The organism is Acinetobacter tandoii (genome assembly GCF_008867985.1).
GTDB classification, from domain to species: domain Bacteria; phylum Pseudomonadota; class Gammaproteobacteria; order Pseudomonadales; family Moraxellaceae; genus Acinetobacter; species Acinetobacter tandoii.
This window is the reverse complement of the sequence record NZ_VXLD01000003.1, coordinates 209036-223640: the sequence shown is the minus strand read 5'-3', so window position 1 is coordinate 223640 and position 14605 is coordinate 209036. Positions and strand designations below refer to the sequence as shown.

General features: G+C 42.0%; 17 protein-coding genes. 9 read left to right on the top strand and 8 right to left on the bottom strand.

Going from position 1 to position 14605, the window contains the following annotated elements; all coding sequences use genetic code 11:
• Positions 1 to 14: 14 nt before the first annotated feature.
• The gene (locus tag F4W09_RS07150) at positions 15 to 476 is read right to left on the bottom strand and encodes a hypothetical protein (protein WP_151504420.1); all 462 of its coding nucleotides are present in this window, start codon (positions 474 to 476) and stop codon (positions 15 to 17) included.
• Between the two features lie 250 nt (positions 477 to 726).
• Here F4W09_RS07150 and F4W09_RS07145 point away from each other — a divergent pair, with 250 nt between their 5' ends.
• Both F4W09_RS07145 and F4W09_RS07140 read left to right on the top strand, forming a co-directional pair.
• A complete protein-coding gene (locus F4W09_RS07145; protein WP_044739135.1) occupies positions 727 to 1803 on the top strand; it encodes a DNA/RNA non-specific endonuclease in 1077 nt (358 codons plus the stop codon).
• Between the two features lie 41 nt (positions 1804 to 1844).
• A complete protein-coding gene (locus F4W09_RS07140; protein ID WP_151504419.1) occupies positions 1845 to 2090 on the top strand; it encodes a hypothetical protein in 246 nt (81 codons plus the stop codon).
• Positions 2091 to 2141: 51 nt separating this feature from the next.
• Here the strand turns inward: F4W09_RS07140 and aqpZ are convergent, their stop codons facing one another.
• Both aqpZ and F4W09_RS07130 read right to left on the bottom strand, forming a co-directional pair.
• Positions 2142 to 2837 carry an aquaporin Z gene (gene aqpZ, locus F4W09_RS07135; protein WP_151504418.1) on the bottom strand — a complete coding sequence of 232 codons (696 nt, stop codon included), beginning with the start codon at positions 2835 to 2837 and terminating at the stop codon, positions 2142 to 2144.
• A gap of 126 nt (positions 2838 to 2963) precedes the next feature.
• Positions 2964 to 3971 carry an AraC family transcriptional regulator gene (locus tag F4W09_RS07130; protein ID WP_151504471.1) on the bottom strand — a complete coding sequence of 336 codons (1008 nt, stop codon included), beginning with the start codon at positions 3969 to 3971 and terminating at the stop codon, positions 2964 to 2966.
• A gap of 103 nt (positions 3972 to 4074) precedes the next feature.
• Here F4W09_RS07130 and F4W09_RS07125 point away from each other — a divergent pair, with 103 nt between their 5' ends.
• Positions 4075 to 4743 (top strand): sterol desaturase family protein, encoded by a 669-nt coding sequence (locus tag F4W09_RS07125; protein WP_151504417.1) that lies wholly within the window; start codon positions 4075 to 4077, stop codon positions 4741 to 4743.
• 153 nt (positions 4744 to 4896) lie between these two features.
• Here the strand turns inward: F4W09_RS07125 and hisF are convergent, their stop codons facing one another.
• Entirely contained in the window at positions 4897 to 5655 is a 759-nt protein-coding gene (gene hisF / locus F4W09_RS07120; protein ID WP_116759059.1) for an imidazole glycerol phosphate synthase subunit HisF, read from the bottom strand.
• Positions 5656 to 5768: 113 nt separating this feature from the next.
• Between hisF and F4W09_RS07115 the strand changes: the two genes are divergently transcribed.
• Genes F4W09_RS07115 through F4W09_RS07105 form a run of 3 tightly spaced genes read left to right on the top strand, consistent with a single transcriptional unit; the run spans position 5769 to position 7766 of the window.
• Positions 5769 to 6719 carry a homoserine kinase gene (locus F4W09_RS07115; RefSeq protein WP_016168752.1) on the top strand — a complete coding sequence of 317 codons (951 nt, stop codon included), beginning with the start codon at positions 5769 to 5771 and terminating at the stop codon, positions 6717 to 6719.
• 14 nt (positions 6720 to 6733) lie between these two features.
• Positions 6734 to 7348, top strand: a complete 615-nt coding sequence (locus tag F4W09_RS07110) for a DUF1294 domain-containing protein (RefSeq protein ID WP_044739119.1) — start codon at positions 6734 to 6736, stop codon at positions 7346 to 7348.
• A gap of 31 nt (positions 7349 to 7379) precedes the next feature.
• On the top strand, positions 7380 to 7766 hold the full coding sequence (locus F4W09_RS07105) for a DUF4870 family protein (protein ID WP_044739118.1): 387 nt from the start codon (positions 7380 to 7382) through the stop codon (positions 7764 to 7766).
• A 404-nt stretch (positions 7767 to 8170) separates the two neighbouring features.
• Here the strand turns inward: F4W09_RS07105 and F4W09_RS07100 are convergent, their stop codons facing one another.
• Complete coding sequence (locus F4W09_RS07100; RefSeq protein ID WP_044739117.1) at positions 8171 to 8530, bottom strand: COG3415 family protein; 360 nt, start codon at positions 8528 to 8530, stop codon at positions 8171 to 8173.
• A 97-nt stretch (positions 8531 to 8627) separates the two neighbouring features.
• On the opposite strand from F4W09_RS07100, the gene F4W09_RS07095 reads away from it, so the two are divergent.
• Together F4W09_RS07095 and F4W09_RS07090 are read left to right on the top strand one after the other, a co-directional pair.
• Entirely contained in the window at positions 8628 to 9959 is a 1332-nt protein-coding gene (locus F4W09_RS07095) for an APC family permease (RefSeq protein WP_151504416.1), read from the top strand.
• A gap of 39 nt (positions 9960 to 9998) precedes the next feature.
• A complete protein-coding gene (locus F4W09_RS07090; protein ID WP_151504415.1) occupies positions 9999 to 11411 on the top strand; it encodes an NAD(P)/FAD-dependent oxidoreductase in 1413 nt (470 codons plus the stop codon).
• Positions 11412 to 11471: 60 nt separating this feature from the next.
• On the opposite strand, the gene F4W09_RS07085 is transcribed toward F4W09_RS07090, so the two are convergent.
• A complete protein-coding gene (locus F4W09_RS07085; RefSeq protein WP_044739114.1) occupies positions 11472 to 12371 on the bottom strand; it encodes a DMT family transporter in 900 nt (299 codons plus the stop codon).
• Positions 12372 to 12468: 97 nt separating this feature from the next.
• Between F4W09_RS07085 and F4W09_RS07080 the strand changes: the two genes are divergently transcribed.
• Positions 12469 to 13017 (top strand): helix-turn-helix domain-containing protein, encoded by a 549-nt coding sequence (locus F4W09_RS07080; protein WP_044739113.1) that lies wholly within the window; start codon positions 12469 to 12471, stop codon positions 13015 to 13017.
• Between the two features lie 76 nt (positions 13018 to 13093).
• Here F4W09_RS07080 and hisA read toward each other — a convergent pair whose 3' ends face one another.
• Together hisA and F4W09_RS07070 are read right to left on the bottom strand one after the other, a co-directional pair.
• A complete protein-coding gene (hisA, locus tag F4W09_RS07075; protein WP_044739112.1) occupies positions 13094 to 13825 on the bottom strand; it encodes a 1-(5-phosphoribosyl)-5-[(5-phosphoribosylamino)methylideneamino]imidazole-4-carboxamide isomerase in 732 nt (243 codons plus the stop codon).
• An 85-nt stretch (positions 13826 to 13910) separates the two neighbouring features.
• Complete coding sequence (locus tag F4W09_RS07070) at positions 13911 to 14543, bottom strand: 3'-5' exonuclease (protein WP_044739111.1); 633 nt, start codon at positions 14541 to 14543, stop codon at positions 13911 to 13913.
• Between the last annotated feature and the right edge of the window lie 62 nt (positions 14544 to 14605).

Here is a 14605-nt window from a genome sequence, read left to right as displayed (position 1 = left end):
TAGAATGATATTCCTTATTGTGAAACTTCAGATGGAGCTTCAGCAGGCATCTGTTCTGAAGGGGCTTGCATAGGCTGTGCTTCAAGATTTTGCTCAGATTGTGGTAGATGATTATTTGTGACGTCTGTATCTGGACTATTGATTGGATGGCTCGCCGAAGAGCTTAATTGTGGTGCTGGGGGAATGGCTTGATTGGGTACGGCTGCGGATGCATCCTCGATACTATTCGGAGTTGCGCTCATATTGGATGCTGTAGGATTATTTTCGGTATTGAGCAAACGTACTTGTCCAGATTGTATTAAGTCTTGAATGGATCCTGGTTGTCCATTAATCGTGGTGCTAATTTTGGCTTGTGACAAACTTTCTAGCGTTTCACCTGCCTGTACTGCAGGTTCTGCAAATGCGTTGACGCTGCTGAAACCGAGTAATAATCCAGAAGCTAAAACTGTTGCTGAAATTAAATTATGTGAAGACATCATGACTCCGTGATTTATTGTGACCATTCGTTGTGCCATTACCTTGGCACATACAAAATCCAACTGACAATTGAATCTACCCAATTGCATCGATAAGCTACTTAAACACCTGATGAAATCAGACAATTTGTTACAACCTTCACTTGCTTGTCACGATTTTGTTGAATTGTTAAACGATCAGTCACATCTAGATATACTTCTACAGAAGGGCTTTGTTAAGCTCCTGCAAAATCAGTCGTTTGATAAAGTAATGGCCAGTAAAAAACGTAGTTCAAAGCAATCCTTTCCTTGGTTTTTTAATCAGCACAGTTCAAAAGTGGTGTTGGGAGTGGTTGCCGCAGGGAGTTTTGCCATTGCCTTTGGACAAGAACGAATTAGCCAGTTTTTGTCTTTACCGAGTGCATCAAACTCGGCCTGTCTAGATCAGTTTTATCGGGATGTTCCCCCTTATTTAAATAAGGAAAGCCTCCAAAAGCAGAGCTATGCTTTGTGTTTTAATGGCTTTAATGTCATGTATTCTGGGGTGTCTAAAACGCCACTCTGGGTAGCAGAAGCTTTAACGCCTGCGCGCTTAAGCCAGAAAATTCCGCGTGAAGACAGTTTCCATGAAGAAGAGCGGATTCCAGCACAATATCGTGCCACTTTGTCTGATTATCGTGGCTCTGGCTATGACCGAGGTCATATGGCTCCGAATGCCGATATGCCGAATAAAACCTCACAGTTTGACAGTTTTTCTCTGGCCAATATGGTGCCGCAAGCACCTAAAAATAATCAGGAAGTGTGGCGTAAACTGGAAGAAGCGACACGTGCCATTGTGACCAAACACCAGACTGAGGTGTATGTGGTGTCAGGTCCAACTTTTACCAGTAAAAAATTAAAAGTGATTGGACAAGGGGTTATCGTGCCAACTGCCGTGTATAAGGCGGTGTATATTCCAAAAACGGGTGCAATCGGGGTGTATTACGCGCCGAACAATAATTCACAAGAAGTGAAAATTGTCAGCGTATGTTATTTGGAAGAACAAATTGGTGTGAATGTATTCCCCCAATTGACTGAAGATCAAAAGCGAAATACCTATCAGTTGCCACTGACTGCAAATGCAGTCAAAGCCAAACAAGAAATTGCCTATTCGCATTGGGATGCAGAGAGTCAGTGTGCAGAAGATGTATCCGCAGAACAGATCAAAACTGCACAACAAAGCTTTAGTTCAGGTAGCAGTAAATCTACTGCAAGTTCGAAGCCAAGTTTAGATGCAGAGACACAGGATGCCATTGTGAAACAGTTGATTGAAGCGTTATTGCAGTATATGTTGCAATTGGTGAAGTAGAAAAATACCCGTCCATTTGAAGTATTGGCTTCGAGGTGATTATGTTTAAACCTTTTGAAAATGACACCGAATCACATGCAATTCATGATTTAACCTTAGAAAATCAATGCGATCGAGTCAATATTTATGGCAATTTGCAAATAGGCAAAGATCAGGCAGGTTTAGCCGCAGCAAAAGCTTTGCAAGCGTATTTAAATGCGATTGTGGGAAAGTTGGAAGCAGAAGCGGAGTTGCCAGAACAAATCATTAATGCTGCGACCCAGGAAGTTGAAAATCCATTTTTATAAATATTCAATCTTCAAAAAGCCAGTCGCTCTTAAGATCGACTGGCTTTATTTTTAGGATGTGGTTTTAGTTTGCGCAACAAATTTATAAATTAAACTGCCGATGACCGCACCTAGAATTGGAGCAAGCCAGAATAACCACAGTTGTCGCAATGCTTCAGTTTCTGCGAATAGAGCGACCCCTGTGCTGCGAGCGGGATTCACCGAGGTATTGGTGACAGGGATACTGATCAGATGTATCAGGGTCAGTGCCAGACCAATCGCAATTGGAGCAAAACCTACAGGTGCACGTTTATCAGTCGCTCCCATAATCACAATCAGGAAAAATGCCGTGAGTACCACTTCAATAAGTAGTGCTGAAAGCAAGCCATATTTTCCAGGGGAAAGTTCTGCATAACCATTACTGGCGAAAGCCCCTGTACCTGTAAAACCAGCTTGCCCTTGTGCAATCAGGAACAGGACAAAAGCCGCCAAAATAGCGCCAATCACTTGAGCGGCAAGATAAGGCAAAAGGTCTTTGCCATCGAAACGTTGACCCACCCATAAACCAATACTGACGGCGGGGTTGAAATGTCCGCCAGAAATATGCCCAAAAGCATAAGCACCTGTTAAAACGGTTAAACCAAAGGCGAGGGCAACCCCCGCAAAACCAATGCCAAGTTCAGGAAACGCTGCGGCAAAGATTGCACTGCCACAGCCACCAAATACCAGCCAAAACGTACCAAGCAGTTCGGCAACATATTTATTCATCTTCATCTCCAGTGTTATTTGTTGTGATTAATTTTTGTTCTAAAGCGCGACAGTCTATCTTTAACGAAAAATATAAAATGACTCAATGTGAAGATGATTAAAAAATGTGCTTATTTTTATAAATACTTATATTACTTGAAGATATAATTTGCGGAACTGTTGAGGGGTTTGTCCCGTCCAGAGTTTAAACGCACGTTGAAAAGCACTTTGTTCGGAATAACTCAAAAGTAGGGCAATCTCTTGTAAGCTGAGATGAGGGTCCTGTAAGTATTGCTCTGCTAACATTTGGCGGACTTGTTGAGTACGTTGTTGATAATTACTGCCTTGAGCCTGTAAATAACGTTGCAGTTGTCGCACTGAAACATTGAGCTGTTGGGCAATTAGCTCGATTTGGTATTGGTTTTTCTGTAAACCCGTCAAGATGGCTTGCTGGAGACGTTGATCTAACTGGGTTGAATGTGGCAATTGCTTTAATAGTGCCTGTGCTTGCTGCATTAATAACTGCTGTAAGGTGTGGTCGCCTTGTTGCAAGGGTTTATTTAATTCGGCAACTGGGAGCAAGACCTGCGTGATAGGTTGAGAAAAGCGCACTTTACAATGAAAAAACTGTTCATAGCATCGGCTATTTTTCGGAGCAGCATGACGGAAATGTACTTCATGCAGTTGAATAGGCTGCGTAGTCATATTCTGATTTAAGAACTGCACCATTAAGGCAATCGCAATTTCGTCGGTGAGTTGCGTGGTCAGATGTTGGGGTAATTCACCCCAGCGAATAGCAAGGTAATCAGTCGATAGATCAATTTGCAGTGGGCTACCATCATAAATCAGACGATGAAAGTCATGATAACGGTTGAGTGCTTCGCCCAAAGTGTCACAGGCGAGGGCAAGATAAGCCAGAATGCCTAAATGTTTTGTTTGTACATAGGTGGAAATTTCTAAACCAAGGGCGGGACGAGGCACTTGTTGTTGTAATTCATTTAATAACTCATGCCAAATACGATAATCAAAGCGTTCAAGGTTTTTTACTTTCAGCAATTGCGGCTGAATGACAAGACCTTGAGCTTGACTATAAGCATACAGCAGGTGTCCCAGTCCACCATAGACGGAGCCTGTATAATCATTCAGGGTAAGCATCATCTGTTTTTGTTGTCGTGATTTGTCAATATTAAGGGTGTGGATGGTCAATATTTATCACATTCAGTTTTCTATATTCAAGTTATGAATGGAGAAATAAATTATGTGGAAAGGATTTTTAGCAGGATTGGTCGTTGCAAATGGTTTTGAATGGGTGGCGCATAAATATGTGTTACATGGTACTCATCGTGCAGGTCAGCCTCGTTATAGCCCAGTGCCTTTAAGTATGAAATCGCATTGGGAACATCATCGAGAGGTGCGCAAACAGCAATTTTATGATGATAGCTATGTGGAAGGTTTGCCACATTGGCGTACCAAAAATGAAGTGATGTCATTAGTGGTTGCTGCAGGGGTGAGCAGTGCCTTGTTTTATCCTATCTCAAAAGGGATGGCCGCCGCAGCGGTCTATAGTGCCTGTAATTATTTTTACATCCATCGTCGAGCACATTTAGAACCTGAATGGGCCATGAAGAAAATACCGTGGCATTATGATCATCATATGAATGCCAATCAGGATGCTAACTGGTGTGTGACTAAGCCATGGTTTGATTATTTGTTGGGCACACGAGTGATTTCGGCTGCGAATTTGCAAGAGCAGAATCCATTAGGTATTGCCTTGCCACAAGTGCTTGCGAAGCGATTGAATCAAGTGGCACAACGTTATTTCCCTGCCAAATGGGTGGAGAAAAATAATAGGGCGACGGGGTTAGAGTTAAAAACTGAAGTAAATGAAGCTGTGCAGCGGCAAGATTCTGTCGCAATGGCTCAATGATCTTGGCAGCAATCATCATGCTTGATGATATTTAAAATCGTTTTATTGGTTGCTTGATTCGTTAGGCGCCATTAAGAAGCGTTTTTATGCAGGATCGGTATATAAAAAAGAGCGCTCTAGGCGCTCTTTTAGATCATTAAATACCTGCTCTGCTTAAAGGCGCATTTCAATGCCTTGTGCTGCCAAATATTGCTTCGCTTCAGGAATAGTATGCTGTCCAAAGTGGAAAATGGATGCTGCCAGTACAGCATCAGCCCCACCTTTTAAAATACCATCTGCCAAATGTTGCAATGTTCCTACACCACCAGAAGCAATGGTTGGAATGGTCACGCGGTCATTAATGGCACGCATCAGCCCAAGGTCATAGCCTGCTTTGGTCCCATCGGCATCCATTGAAGTGATTAAAAGCTCACCCGCGCCGAAGTTGGCCATTTTCACCGCCCATTCAATCGCATCAATCCCAGTTTCTTTACGACCGCCGTGGGTGAAAATTTCCCATTTGTTTTCTGCAGTTTTTTTCGCATCAATCGCAACCACAATACATTGTGCGCCAAAGCGTTGAGATGCTTCTTGGACAAACTCAGGGTTATAAATGGCTGCTGAGTTAATGCTCACTTTATCTGCGCCCGCATTTAATAATAAGCGAATATCTTCGACTTTACGGACACCACCACCGACTGTAAGCGGAACAAACACGCTTTCTGCCATACGTTCTACTGTACGGTAAGTGGTGTCGCGTCCATGATGTGTAGCAGTAATATCAAGGAAGGTAATTTCATCGGCACCTTGTTCGTTATAGCGACGGGCAACTTCAACAGGGTCACCTGCATCACGAATATCAAGGAACTGTACACCTTTCACCACACGACCGTTGTCGACGTCGAGACAAGGAATAATACGTTTAGCTAGCATAATTTTTTCCAATAATTACAGCCGATTATGAAACTCACCTACACAAGCGCTACACCTTGGTAGATTGAAACGGTATTCTATCAAACTTATGTAAGATTTTTCGCAGGTTTTCTATGTCGGTTTATACCACTTTGACTTTAAAGGAAGTTCAGGACTTCGCAGCCCCTTATGGATTAGAGGTGATTGACCTGATTCCCATTCAAGGAGGTATCCAAAATACAAACTATTTTCTGGTCTGTGAAGACCAAAGCCAATATGTATTAACCGTATTTGAAGAGATGGATGAACATGGTGCGGGTGAAATTGTGCCTGTATTGGAACATTTAGGACAACAAGGTCTAGCTGTGCCTGTGCCGTTAAAACATTCAGGACAAGCCATTCACTTTATTAAACAAAAGCCTGCCCAAATTGCACCGCGTTTAATGGGTAAACATCCGATGCCAGCCTCTGTGGCACAAGTAGAAGCGATTGCGGTAGCGCAAGCCAAAATGCATGTGGCCTTGCAGGATTTTCCACTTGAACGTGCCCAATACCGTAACCATCAATACTGGCGTCAGGTGTCGCGTGAAATTAAACCGACGCTGAATGCTGCGGATACCGCATTACTGAATGAATTGCTCGGTTTGTATGATGCCATGACTGCAGTTTATCCAGACCGACCAAAAGGCTTTATTCATTCGGACCTGTTCCGTGACAATACCTTATTTGAAGGGGAGCAACTCAAAGGCATTCTCGATTTTTACGAATTGAACAAAGATGAGTTGTTGTTTGACATCGCCATTACCCTAAATGATTTCTGTACTGAATATCCAGATGTGCATTTAGATGAAGAAAAAGCCTTGGCCTTCCTTACCGCCTATCAAACGGTTCGTCCTCTCACAGAAGATGAGAAAGCCTGTTTGGAGCTTTATTTGGCGATGGCAGCAGGGCGTTTCTGGATGATGCGATTACAAGTAGCTCAGAAAAATGCCGCTGAAGGGCGCACGGGTGACGACATTTTGCAGAAAAATCCTTTAGAAATGCGTAATATGCTGATTGAACGCTTAAAATTTGTAAATGGTTAAACAAGGAAGATCACATGCGAGATCAGGGACGCTTGGTAGAATGGTTTGATGATAAAGGCTACGGCTTTATTCAACCCAATGATACCAATAAAGAGCGGGTGTTCTTACATATTAAGGACTTCGCACGACCTGGTCCGCGTCCAATTGTTGGCTGTGCTCTGGAATATATTGTCTTATTGGATGGTCAGGGGCGCTTTCGGGCACAACAGGTCACTTATTTAAAAGCTTCACAAACAGGTCTGAAGCCCAAAGCTAAGCCGACTCCGCCACAAAAGCATTCCATTATGCAACTGGCATGTATGGCTTATTTTGTGGTTTTGACCGTTTTGGTGATTGCTGGGCTGCTCAGTGGTTTAGTGTTGTTATTGATTTGCTTGATGAATGCGGCAAGTTATTGGTTCTATGCACAAGATAAAGAAGCTGCACAACTGGGTGGGCGTCGTGTGCCCGAACAAACACTGCATGTTTTGGCCTTCTTGGGTGGATGGCCAGCGGCATGGTTAGCCCAACAAAAGTTGCGACATAAAACACAAAAACAACCTTTCAGGAAGGTGTATTTCTGTACCATAGCCTTAAATCTATTACTTATTTTATGGCTGATCTCTCCTTTAAATAGCTTGCCAATTTAGAAGGAGAGTTTTCTAATAATAAGGGAAAAAAATGAATAAACCCATTGATCAAGATCCTAATCGTAGCTTAACGCTGGTTCTATACGTCCTTTATATCATTGCGATTTTTACTGGTGGTTTATTGGCACTCATCGCCTTGATTATTAATTATGTCAAACTCAATGATGTTCGTGGCTCTATCTTCGAAAGCCACTTTCTCTGGCAAATCCGAAGTTTCTGGTGGTATTTGTTCTGGAATGTGATTGCATTTGTGCCGTTTTTTTTCTTGTTCTTTACTGGGAATAGCCCAGATTTGTTTGCGGGTGTTGCTTTGGGCAGTACCATCTTTTGTATTAGCGTGATTGCACTCTCATGGATTTGGATTGTCTATCGTGCCATTCGAGGCATTATCACTTTAAATGATAATCAGCCTATTTAAAACTTCTGGCAAATGATGAGTCGAGAGTTTTGGATTTGGCTTGAAGTAAAATGAAATCTCAAATGAAAAAGAGTGGCGTTTGCCACTCTTTTTTTTTGCCCGATTCTGAGACCCAGTGCACCACTGCTTGGCAGTATTGTGCCCCAAGCTGGGCTTTTTGGGCATGAAAATGTGACATGATCGTTTTAAAGTTTTGAAATTGTTATTAAATAATTTACTTTTTTAATAATTATAATTTACATTTTTATATTAAATAATTTACTTTTTTAATAATTAAGGTTTACATTTTTTTATTTTAAAGTTTATATTTTTAATAATTATAATTTACATTTTTAATAAATTAACTTTACATATATGTACACTTATTTAATTAAATAAGTAAACTTAATTTATTTAAAAAATGATTAAGAATAAAACCGACCACGACGTCGGCGTAAGCCCAAAACATGAATCGCACGGACCAAAACCGCATACGAAACTGCATAACCAAACTCTTGTTCAAAAAGCGGAACTAGATCACTAATATTTTGAAATTTTGTTTTTTTAACAAATACTTGGAAGCTATTCCAGTCCTTGATATGATTTGGAGCACCACGCTTTTCACTCGGCTTGGGTACAAGATCTCCTGTCTCTTCTTCAAGCTTGATCCAAGCATCTAGGGTGACGCGGGAAATGTTAAATTGTTTGCATACCGCTACTTTGTAGTCGGTTATCTTGTAGGCTTGAATTGCAGCTTTACGTAGTTCAACAGAGTATCTAGGCATTAACTTGTCTCATTTTAAAATAAGATTTTTTATATTATATGGCATAGTTGTTGCAAAAAAATAATTAAGTTAAATAAAATATGTAAATGGAGTTTAAATGAAAAGAACAGAGGTTTCTTTAAGATCGTTGTCCTTGTGGCAAGTCATTATTATTGGTGTAGCGTACATGACCCCTATGGTGGTATTCGATACCTTTGGTATCGTCTCGGGGGTGACTGAAGGTCGAGTACCCCTCGCCTACATATTGGCGCTATTTGCGATGCTCTTAACGGCGTTTAGTTACGCACGTTTCAGTCGAATTAGTGAAGATTCGAGTTCAGCTTATAATTACACTGCTCAGTCCTGCGGAGCAAAAGCAGGTTTCTTTGTGGGTTGGTGTTCATTGCTGGATTATATTTTGCTGCCTTTGGTGAATGCTTTATTGGCAGGCATTTATTTAGAAGCTGTGATTCCAAGTGTACCGTATTGGGTTTGGGTTGCTTTGTTCACTGGCATCGTGACGCTGATTAACTGCTTCCGCATTAATTTCTTGGCAAATTTAAGTCTGCTTTTTGTATTTATGCCGCTATTGCTCATGGTGGTGTTTATTTATTTGGTTATTCAGGGCGTGGGTTCAGAACAAGGTTATGCCCATGTATTGACCTTGGCTCCTTTATTTAATGGAGATACCACGGTTCTACCTTTGATTGCAGGTGCATCTATTCTGTGTTTTTCATTTTTGGGTTTCGATGCCGTGACTACACTGGCACATGAAACCAAAGATCCGAAAAAGAATATTCCACGTGCGGTGTTGCTCACCACATTGGTGGGAGGTGCCATCTTCTTCACAGCTTCATGGTTTATTCAATTGTATTTCCCAAGCAATGTGCGCTTTAACAAGCCAGATGAAGCCTTGCCTGAAATCGTACTGTATGTCGGTGGAACTTTATTCCAAGCAGTCTTTTTATGCGCTCAAATTATGAACACATTTGCTTCAGGTTTGGCGACCCATGCCAGTGCTTCACGCTTAATTCATATCATGGCGAAGGACGGTATTTTCCCTAAAGCAACATTTGGACAGTTACATGCAAAATTAGGCACACCGTTGTATGCCGTATTGACTATTGGATTGATTTCACTGGCGGCTATTTTCCTAGAGTTGGCGACAGTGGTGAGCATGATTAGTTTTGGCGCTTTAATTGCCTTTACCGCAGTGAATTTCTCGGTCTTTGCAAAATTCTATTTGCGTGACAAACAAACACAAGGGTTGAAGAACAAATTTTTCAACCTGATTCTGCCGCTTTTATCGGTGACGGTCATGATTGGGCTTTGGTTGAATTTAGAGCGTAATGCCTTGATGTTTGGATGTTCTTGGTTGGCTGTCGGTATTGCATTATTTATCTATAAAAGACTGAAAAGACAAAACATTGTGATTGAAAATGCCTATTAGGCCTGACATGAAAATAAAGTAAATGAGAGTGTGAATGATATGAAGATAAATAAACCAATATTTGAAAATGACGTGGAGTATAAGGCTAGTCATGCTTTACACAGTGGTAAAGAATGGAATTGGCTTAATCCGAAGCGGGGCGAGTTTAGTCATCCTGCAAATTACTATGAAAGTTCATTAAAAACATGGCATGAATTTGAGACTTTAAATGCCGATCTGGTCTGTGATGTACTGGTAATTGGTGGAGGATTATTGGGGACATCGACGGCTTTGCATTTGGCAGAGCAAGGTGTAGACACTGTACTGGTCGAAAAAAACCGTATCGGCAGTGCTGCATCTGGACGTAATGGGGGACAACTGACTCCCGGTTTGGCACGTTGGGAAGCTGAAACCATGGTGGAACACTTTAGTTTTGAAGATGCTAAAAAGTTATGGCATTTCACGTCCACCGAAGCCATGTCCTTAATTGACGGTATTTGTGACAAATATGAGTTGGAATTGCAACGCAAACGTGGTCACATTACGGCTGCGGTACACCCTGGGCATTTAGATGCTTTGTGCGCAGGAATGCAAGCACGTGAGTATTTGCAAGAAACAAATACGTCGCTCTTAAATCAGGATGAATTGCGTGAACATGTCGCTTCTGAACATTATTTTGGCGGTTTGTTGGATCACCTCGGGGGACACATTCATCCCTTAGCCTTGACCCGTGGTTTGGCATATGGTTTTTGTCAAAATGGTGGCAAAATTTATGAGCAAACTGAAGTGCAATCTATACAAGAACGTGCTGATGGTATTTATGTCACTACGGCCAATGGAGTCATTAAAGCACGTAAAAGTGTGGTGATGGCGGTACATCATGCTTCATTTAAGTTGCTTGAAGACCATAAACAAACCACTATTCCGTTTTATACCTATGTGTGTACTACAGCGCCATTAGAGCTTGATTTAAAAGCATTGCTCCCGACTGATCTCCCTGTCTATGACACACAGTTTCAGATTGACTATTATCGTGGTGTATCAAAAAACCGCTTATTGTTTGGGGGAGAAGGTACAGGCTCATGTTGGGATGCAGTACAAACACATGATTATTTGTTAGGGCGTATTCAACATGTATTTCCGCAGCTTAAGCAGGTCGAGCTTGATTTTGTTTGGAGCGGAACCACTGATTTAACCGTGAATGGGGCTACTGATAGTCGTAAATTTGGCAATCAATATCCGATTTACGCGGTACATGGTTGGAGTGGACATGGCGTGGCGCAAACTGTACGGATTGGGAAAGCCATTGCCAATGATTTCTTGGGACTGTCAGATGATTTTAAAATGCTGACCAAAATTCAACACATGAATATCCCCATGGGTCGTGCATTGGCTCCGATTGTAATTCCGATTGCCAAGAGCATGTATGGCATCGGCGCCATGATGAATCCAGGAAAAATGGTGTCGTTCTAAATAGATCACGTGATGATGAAGTCGATTGAATGTAGCAATCGACTTCACTCTTTTACGTCATTAGAGTTGTTCAACTTCTGTTTTGGATTTCAAGCGTTTGGGTTTCCATTCACTGATGAGGATACCAAAGACCACCAATACACCACCGAATAAAGCCCATGGTGCCAAGCGTTCACCTGCAAGGCGTCCAAAAAGTGCTGCCCAAACGGGTTCGCCTGCATAGATAATGGCAGCTTGTGAAGGGGCTACTGAACGTTGTGCCCAATTCATAACATATTGAATCAAGGCACTGGCGAGACCCAAACCCATTGCGATACTGAGCAAAGTCCATGAAAAGCTTGGAATGGTATGTTCACCTACCAACGGCATTGAGGCAAAGGCCAGTACAGAAGCCACCGCCAGTTGAATAACTGTCACCCGACCTAAATTTACTTTTGGGGCAAAATAACCAATCAGAATAATTTCTAATGCGATTCCAATTGCACCAAGTAAAGTCACTACCTGACCAAAATTTAAAGTGATTGCATGGAAACCATTACCCGTCAATAAAACCAAGCCTATAAACGCACAAAGCGCGCCAATCCAAATCATAAAATGTGGGGCTTTACGGAAAATTAACCACAATAATACAGGGACTAAGGGCACATACAATGCGGTTAAAAATGCCGACTCACTGCTACTAATGGTTTGTAAACCTACAGTTTGCGTACCATAACCGATAGTGAGCATACAGCCGATCATACAACCTGCGAATAGGTCTTGCGCGGTAATGTGTTTGAGCTGCCTAAAAGAGAGCAAACCAATAATGGTTGCTGCACAGGCAAAACGGCAACCCACAAAAAACATTGGTGAACTGAAATTAAGGGCATATTTCACAGTCAAAAATGTACCACCCCAAATAAAAGTAATAAGTATCAGGGCAATCACAGGAGCATTGGAGCCAAAACGTGCATTGAACATAGTGATCATTGGAGTTGTGTGCAGTATATTGCACATAGCTTGTCATGCTTTTATTTTTTGTGCAATATATTGCTCAAATTTTTCTTGAAATGCCAATATGAAGCATCCTGCGGTTTTACAATATGTGAGTCAAAATGTTCGCCATTACCGTAATCTAAAAGGCTTAAGTCAACAGCAATTGGCAGATTTGGCAGGTTTAAGTCGGCGTATGGTGGCAGGGGTAGAAACTGGACAAGACAATATTAGTCTGGCAAAACTGAGTTTAATTGCCGATGTACTTGAGGTGGATTTTGCCCAGATGATTGCTGCGCCAGAACAACACGGCCAAGCGGTTGTGAATGCGTTGGCATGGCAAGGAACACAAGCCCAAAGTGAAGCAATACTTTTGGCTTCCGCATCCGCCAGCAAAAAGGTAGAGCTCTGGACGTGGACTTTGGCACCCAATGAACAATATTGTGCCGAACCCGACCCTGAAGGTTATCGTGAGATGTTGTATGTGATTGAAGGGGAACTTACCCTAGATTTGGCAGGTGAAGTGCAAGTACTCCATGCAGGCGAATCGATCGTGTATGCCAGTACGATTGAATACCGTTACATTAATCAGGCCGAAGTTCCGCTTAAATTTATTCGCAATGCGATTTACTAAAGCGAGCACATGGGTTGAGTCTAATTTTCAGTGATAAAAAAAGAGGTCATTTGACCTCTTTTTTTATTGCTTGGACTTAAAGCGATTGCTGATCCAATAACAGTTGTGCTTCACGTAAGTTCAATGAACCTTCGTAAATAGCACGACCTGTAATTGCACCTAAAATACCAGGTTGACCTTTTAAGTTACGGACGTCATCTAAATTCGTCACACCACCAGAGGCAATCACAGGCAAGCCTGAATATTGTGCCAAATGAACGGTTTGTTCCACGTTCACACCTTGCATCATGCCATCACGGGCAATATCGGTATACACAATGCTCGATACGCCAGCATCTGCAAAACGTTTTGCGAGATCAGTAGCTTTCACATCTGTCACATTAGCCCAACCATCGGTTGCGACCATACCGTTCATGGCATCAATGCCGACAATGATATGACCAGCAAATTTCTTACAGGCTTCTTCGACAAATTCAGGCTCTTTCACTGCTTTGGTGCCAATAATCACAAATGACACGCCTGCATCAAGGTAATGCTCAATGGTTTCCAATGAACGAATACCGCCACCAATTTGAATTGGCAGCTCAGGTTGTGCTTTGGCAATCGCCTCAACCACAGGTTTATGAATCGGGGTACCCGCAAAAGCACCGTTTAAATCGACCAAATGCAAGCGACGTGCGCCTTCATTAACCCAATGCTGTGCAGTTGCTACAGGGTCATCAGAAAATACGGTATCGTCTTCCATACGGCCTTGTTTTAAACGGACACATTTGCCATCTTTCAGGTCAATTGCAGGGATGATCAGCATGCTTTCGCTCCTTACCCGATCTTTTAGAATTTATTCGCCGCAATCTTAGCAAAGTATTGGCAAATATCTAAGCAAGATGTTGCTTTTATTTCGTTCTATGTTGTGCAGCAGGCAAAGTTATGCCTAAACGTTGTAATTCTTGATAAATCAGCACAGGGGCATAGGCATCGGCAGCCGCATATTGGATTTGTGCCGCGCTTAAAGGAAATTTACTCCAGTTTGAGGTGCTGACACTTTTACTTTTTGGAAAATTGACCTGAAACAGCAAGGCCATCGCATTTTTAACACCTACGGGAGTCGTGATGCCAAATGCAGTAAAAGCTTTGGCAAGATCAAGCACTTGATTGAAATGAATGCCTTTTTTACGAAACAGATGGGCATCATTTTTTAAGCCAAAGCCAACTTTAAGTTGTTTAGGATTTTCAAAAATTGGAGTTAAAAAGTCCAAAATAGCAGGGCTAATTTGAAAAACATAGGCCTGATCGGCTGTTGCCAATTGAATGACATGAGGCCCTGTCGCAACTTCACCTTTACGAAAAGTGGGTTTAGATTCGGAATCAAAGCCAAACAACGGGGCAGAAAATAGTTCATCTTGCAGAGCATGACACTGTTCGAGCTTGGAAATTAGTTGAATCTGATCGGGTAGCAAATTTTGAAAAACAGGTAATTGCTGAATTTGTTCTTTACTGGGTAGGGGAGAAAGTGAATGCAAGGTCATAGGCGATAGCCATGTAATTCGGCAAGGAGCTAGACACTATCATCTGGTAAAAATAAAGCCTA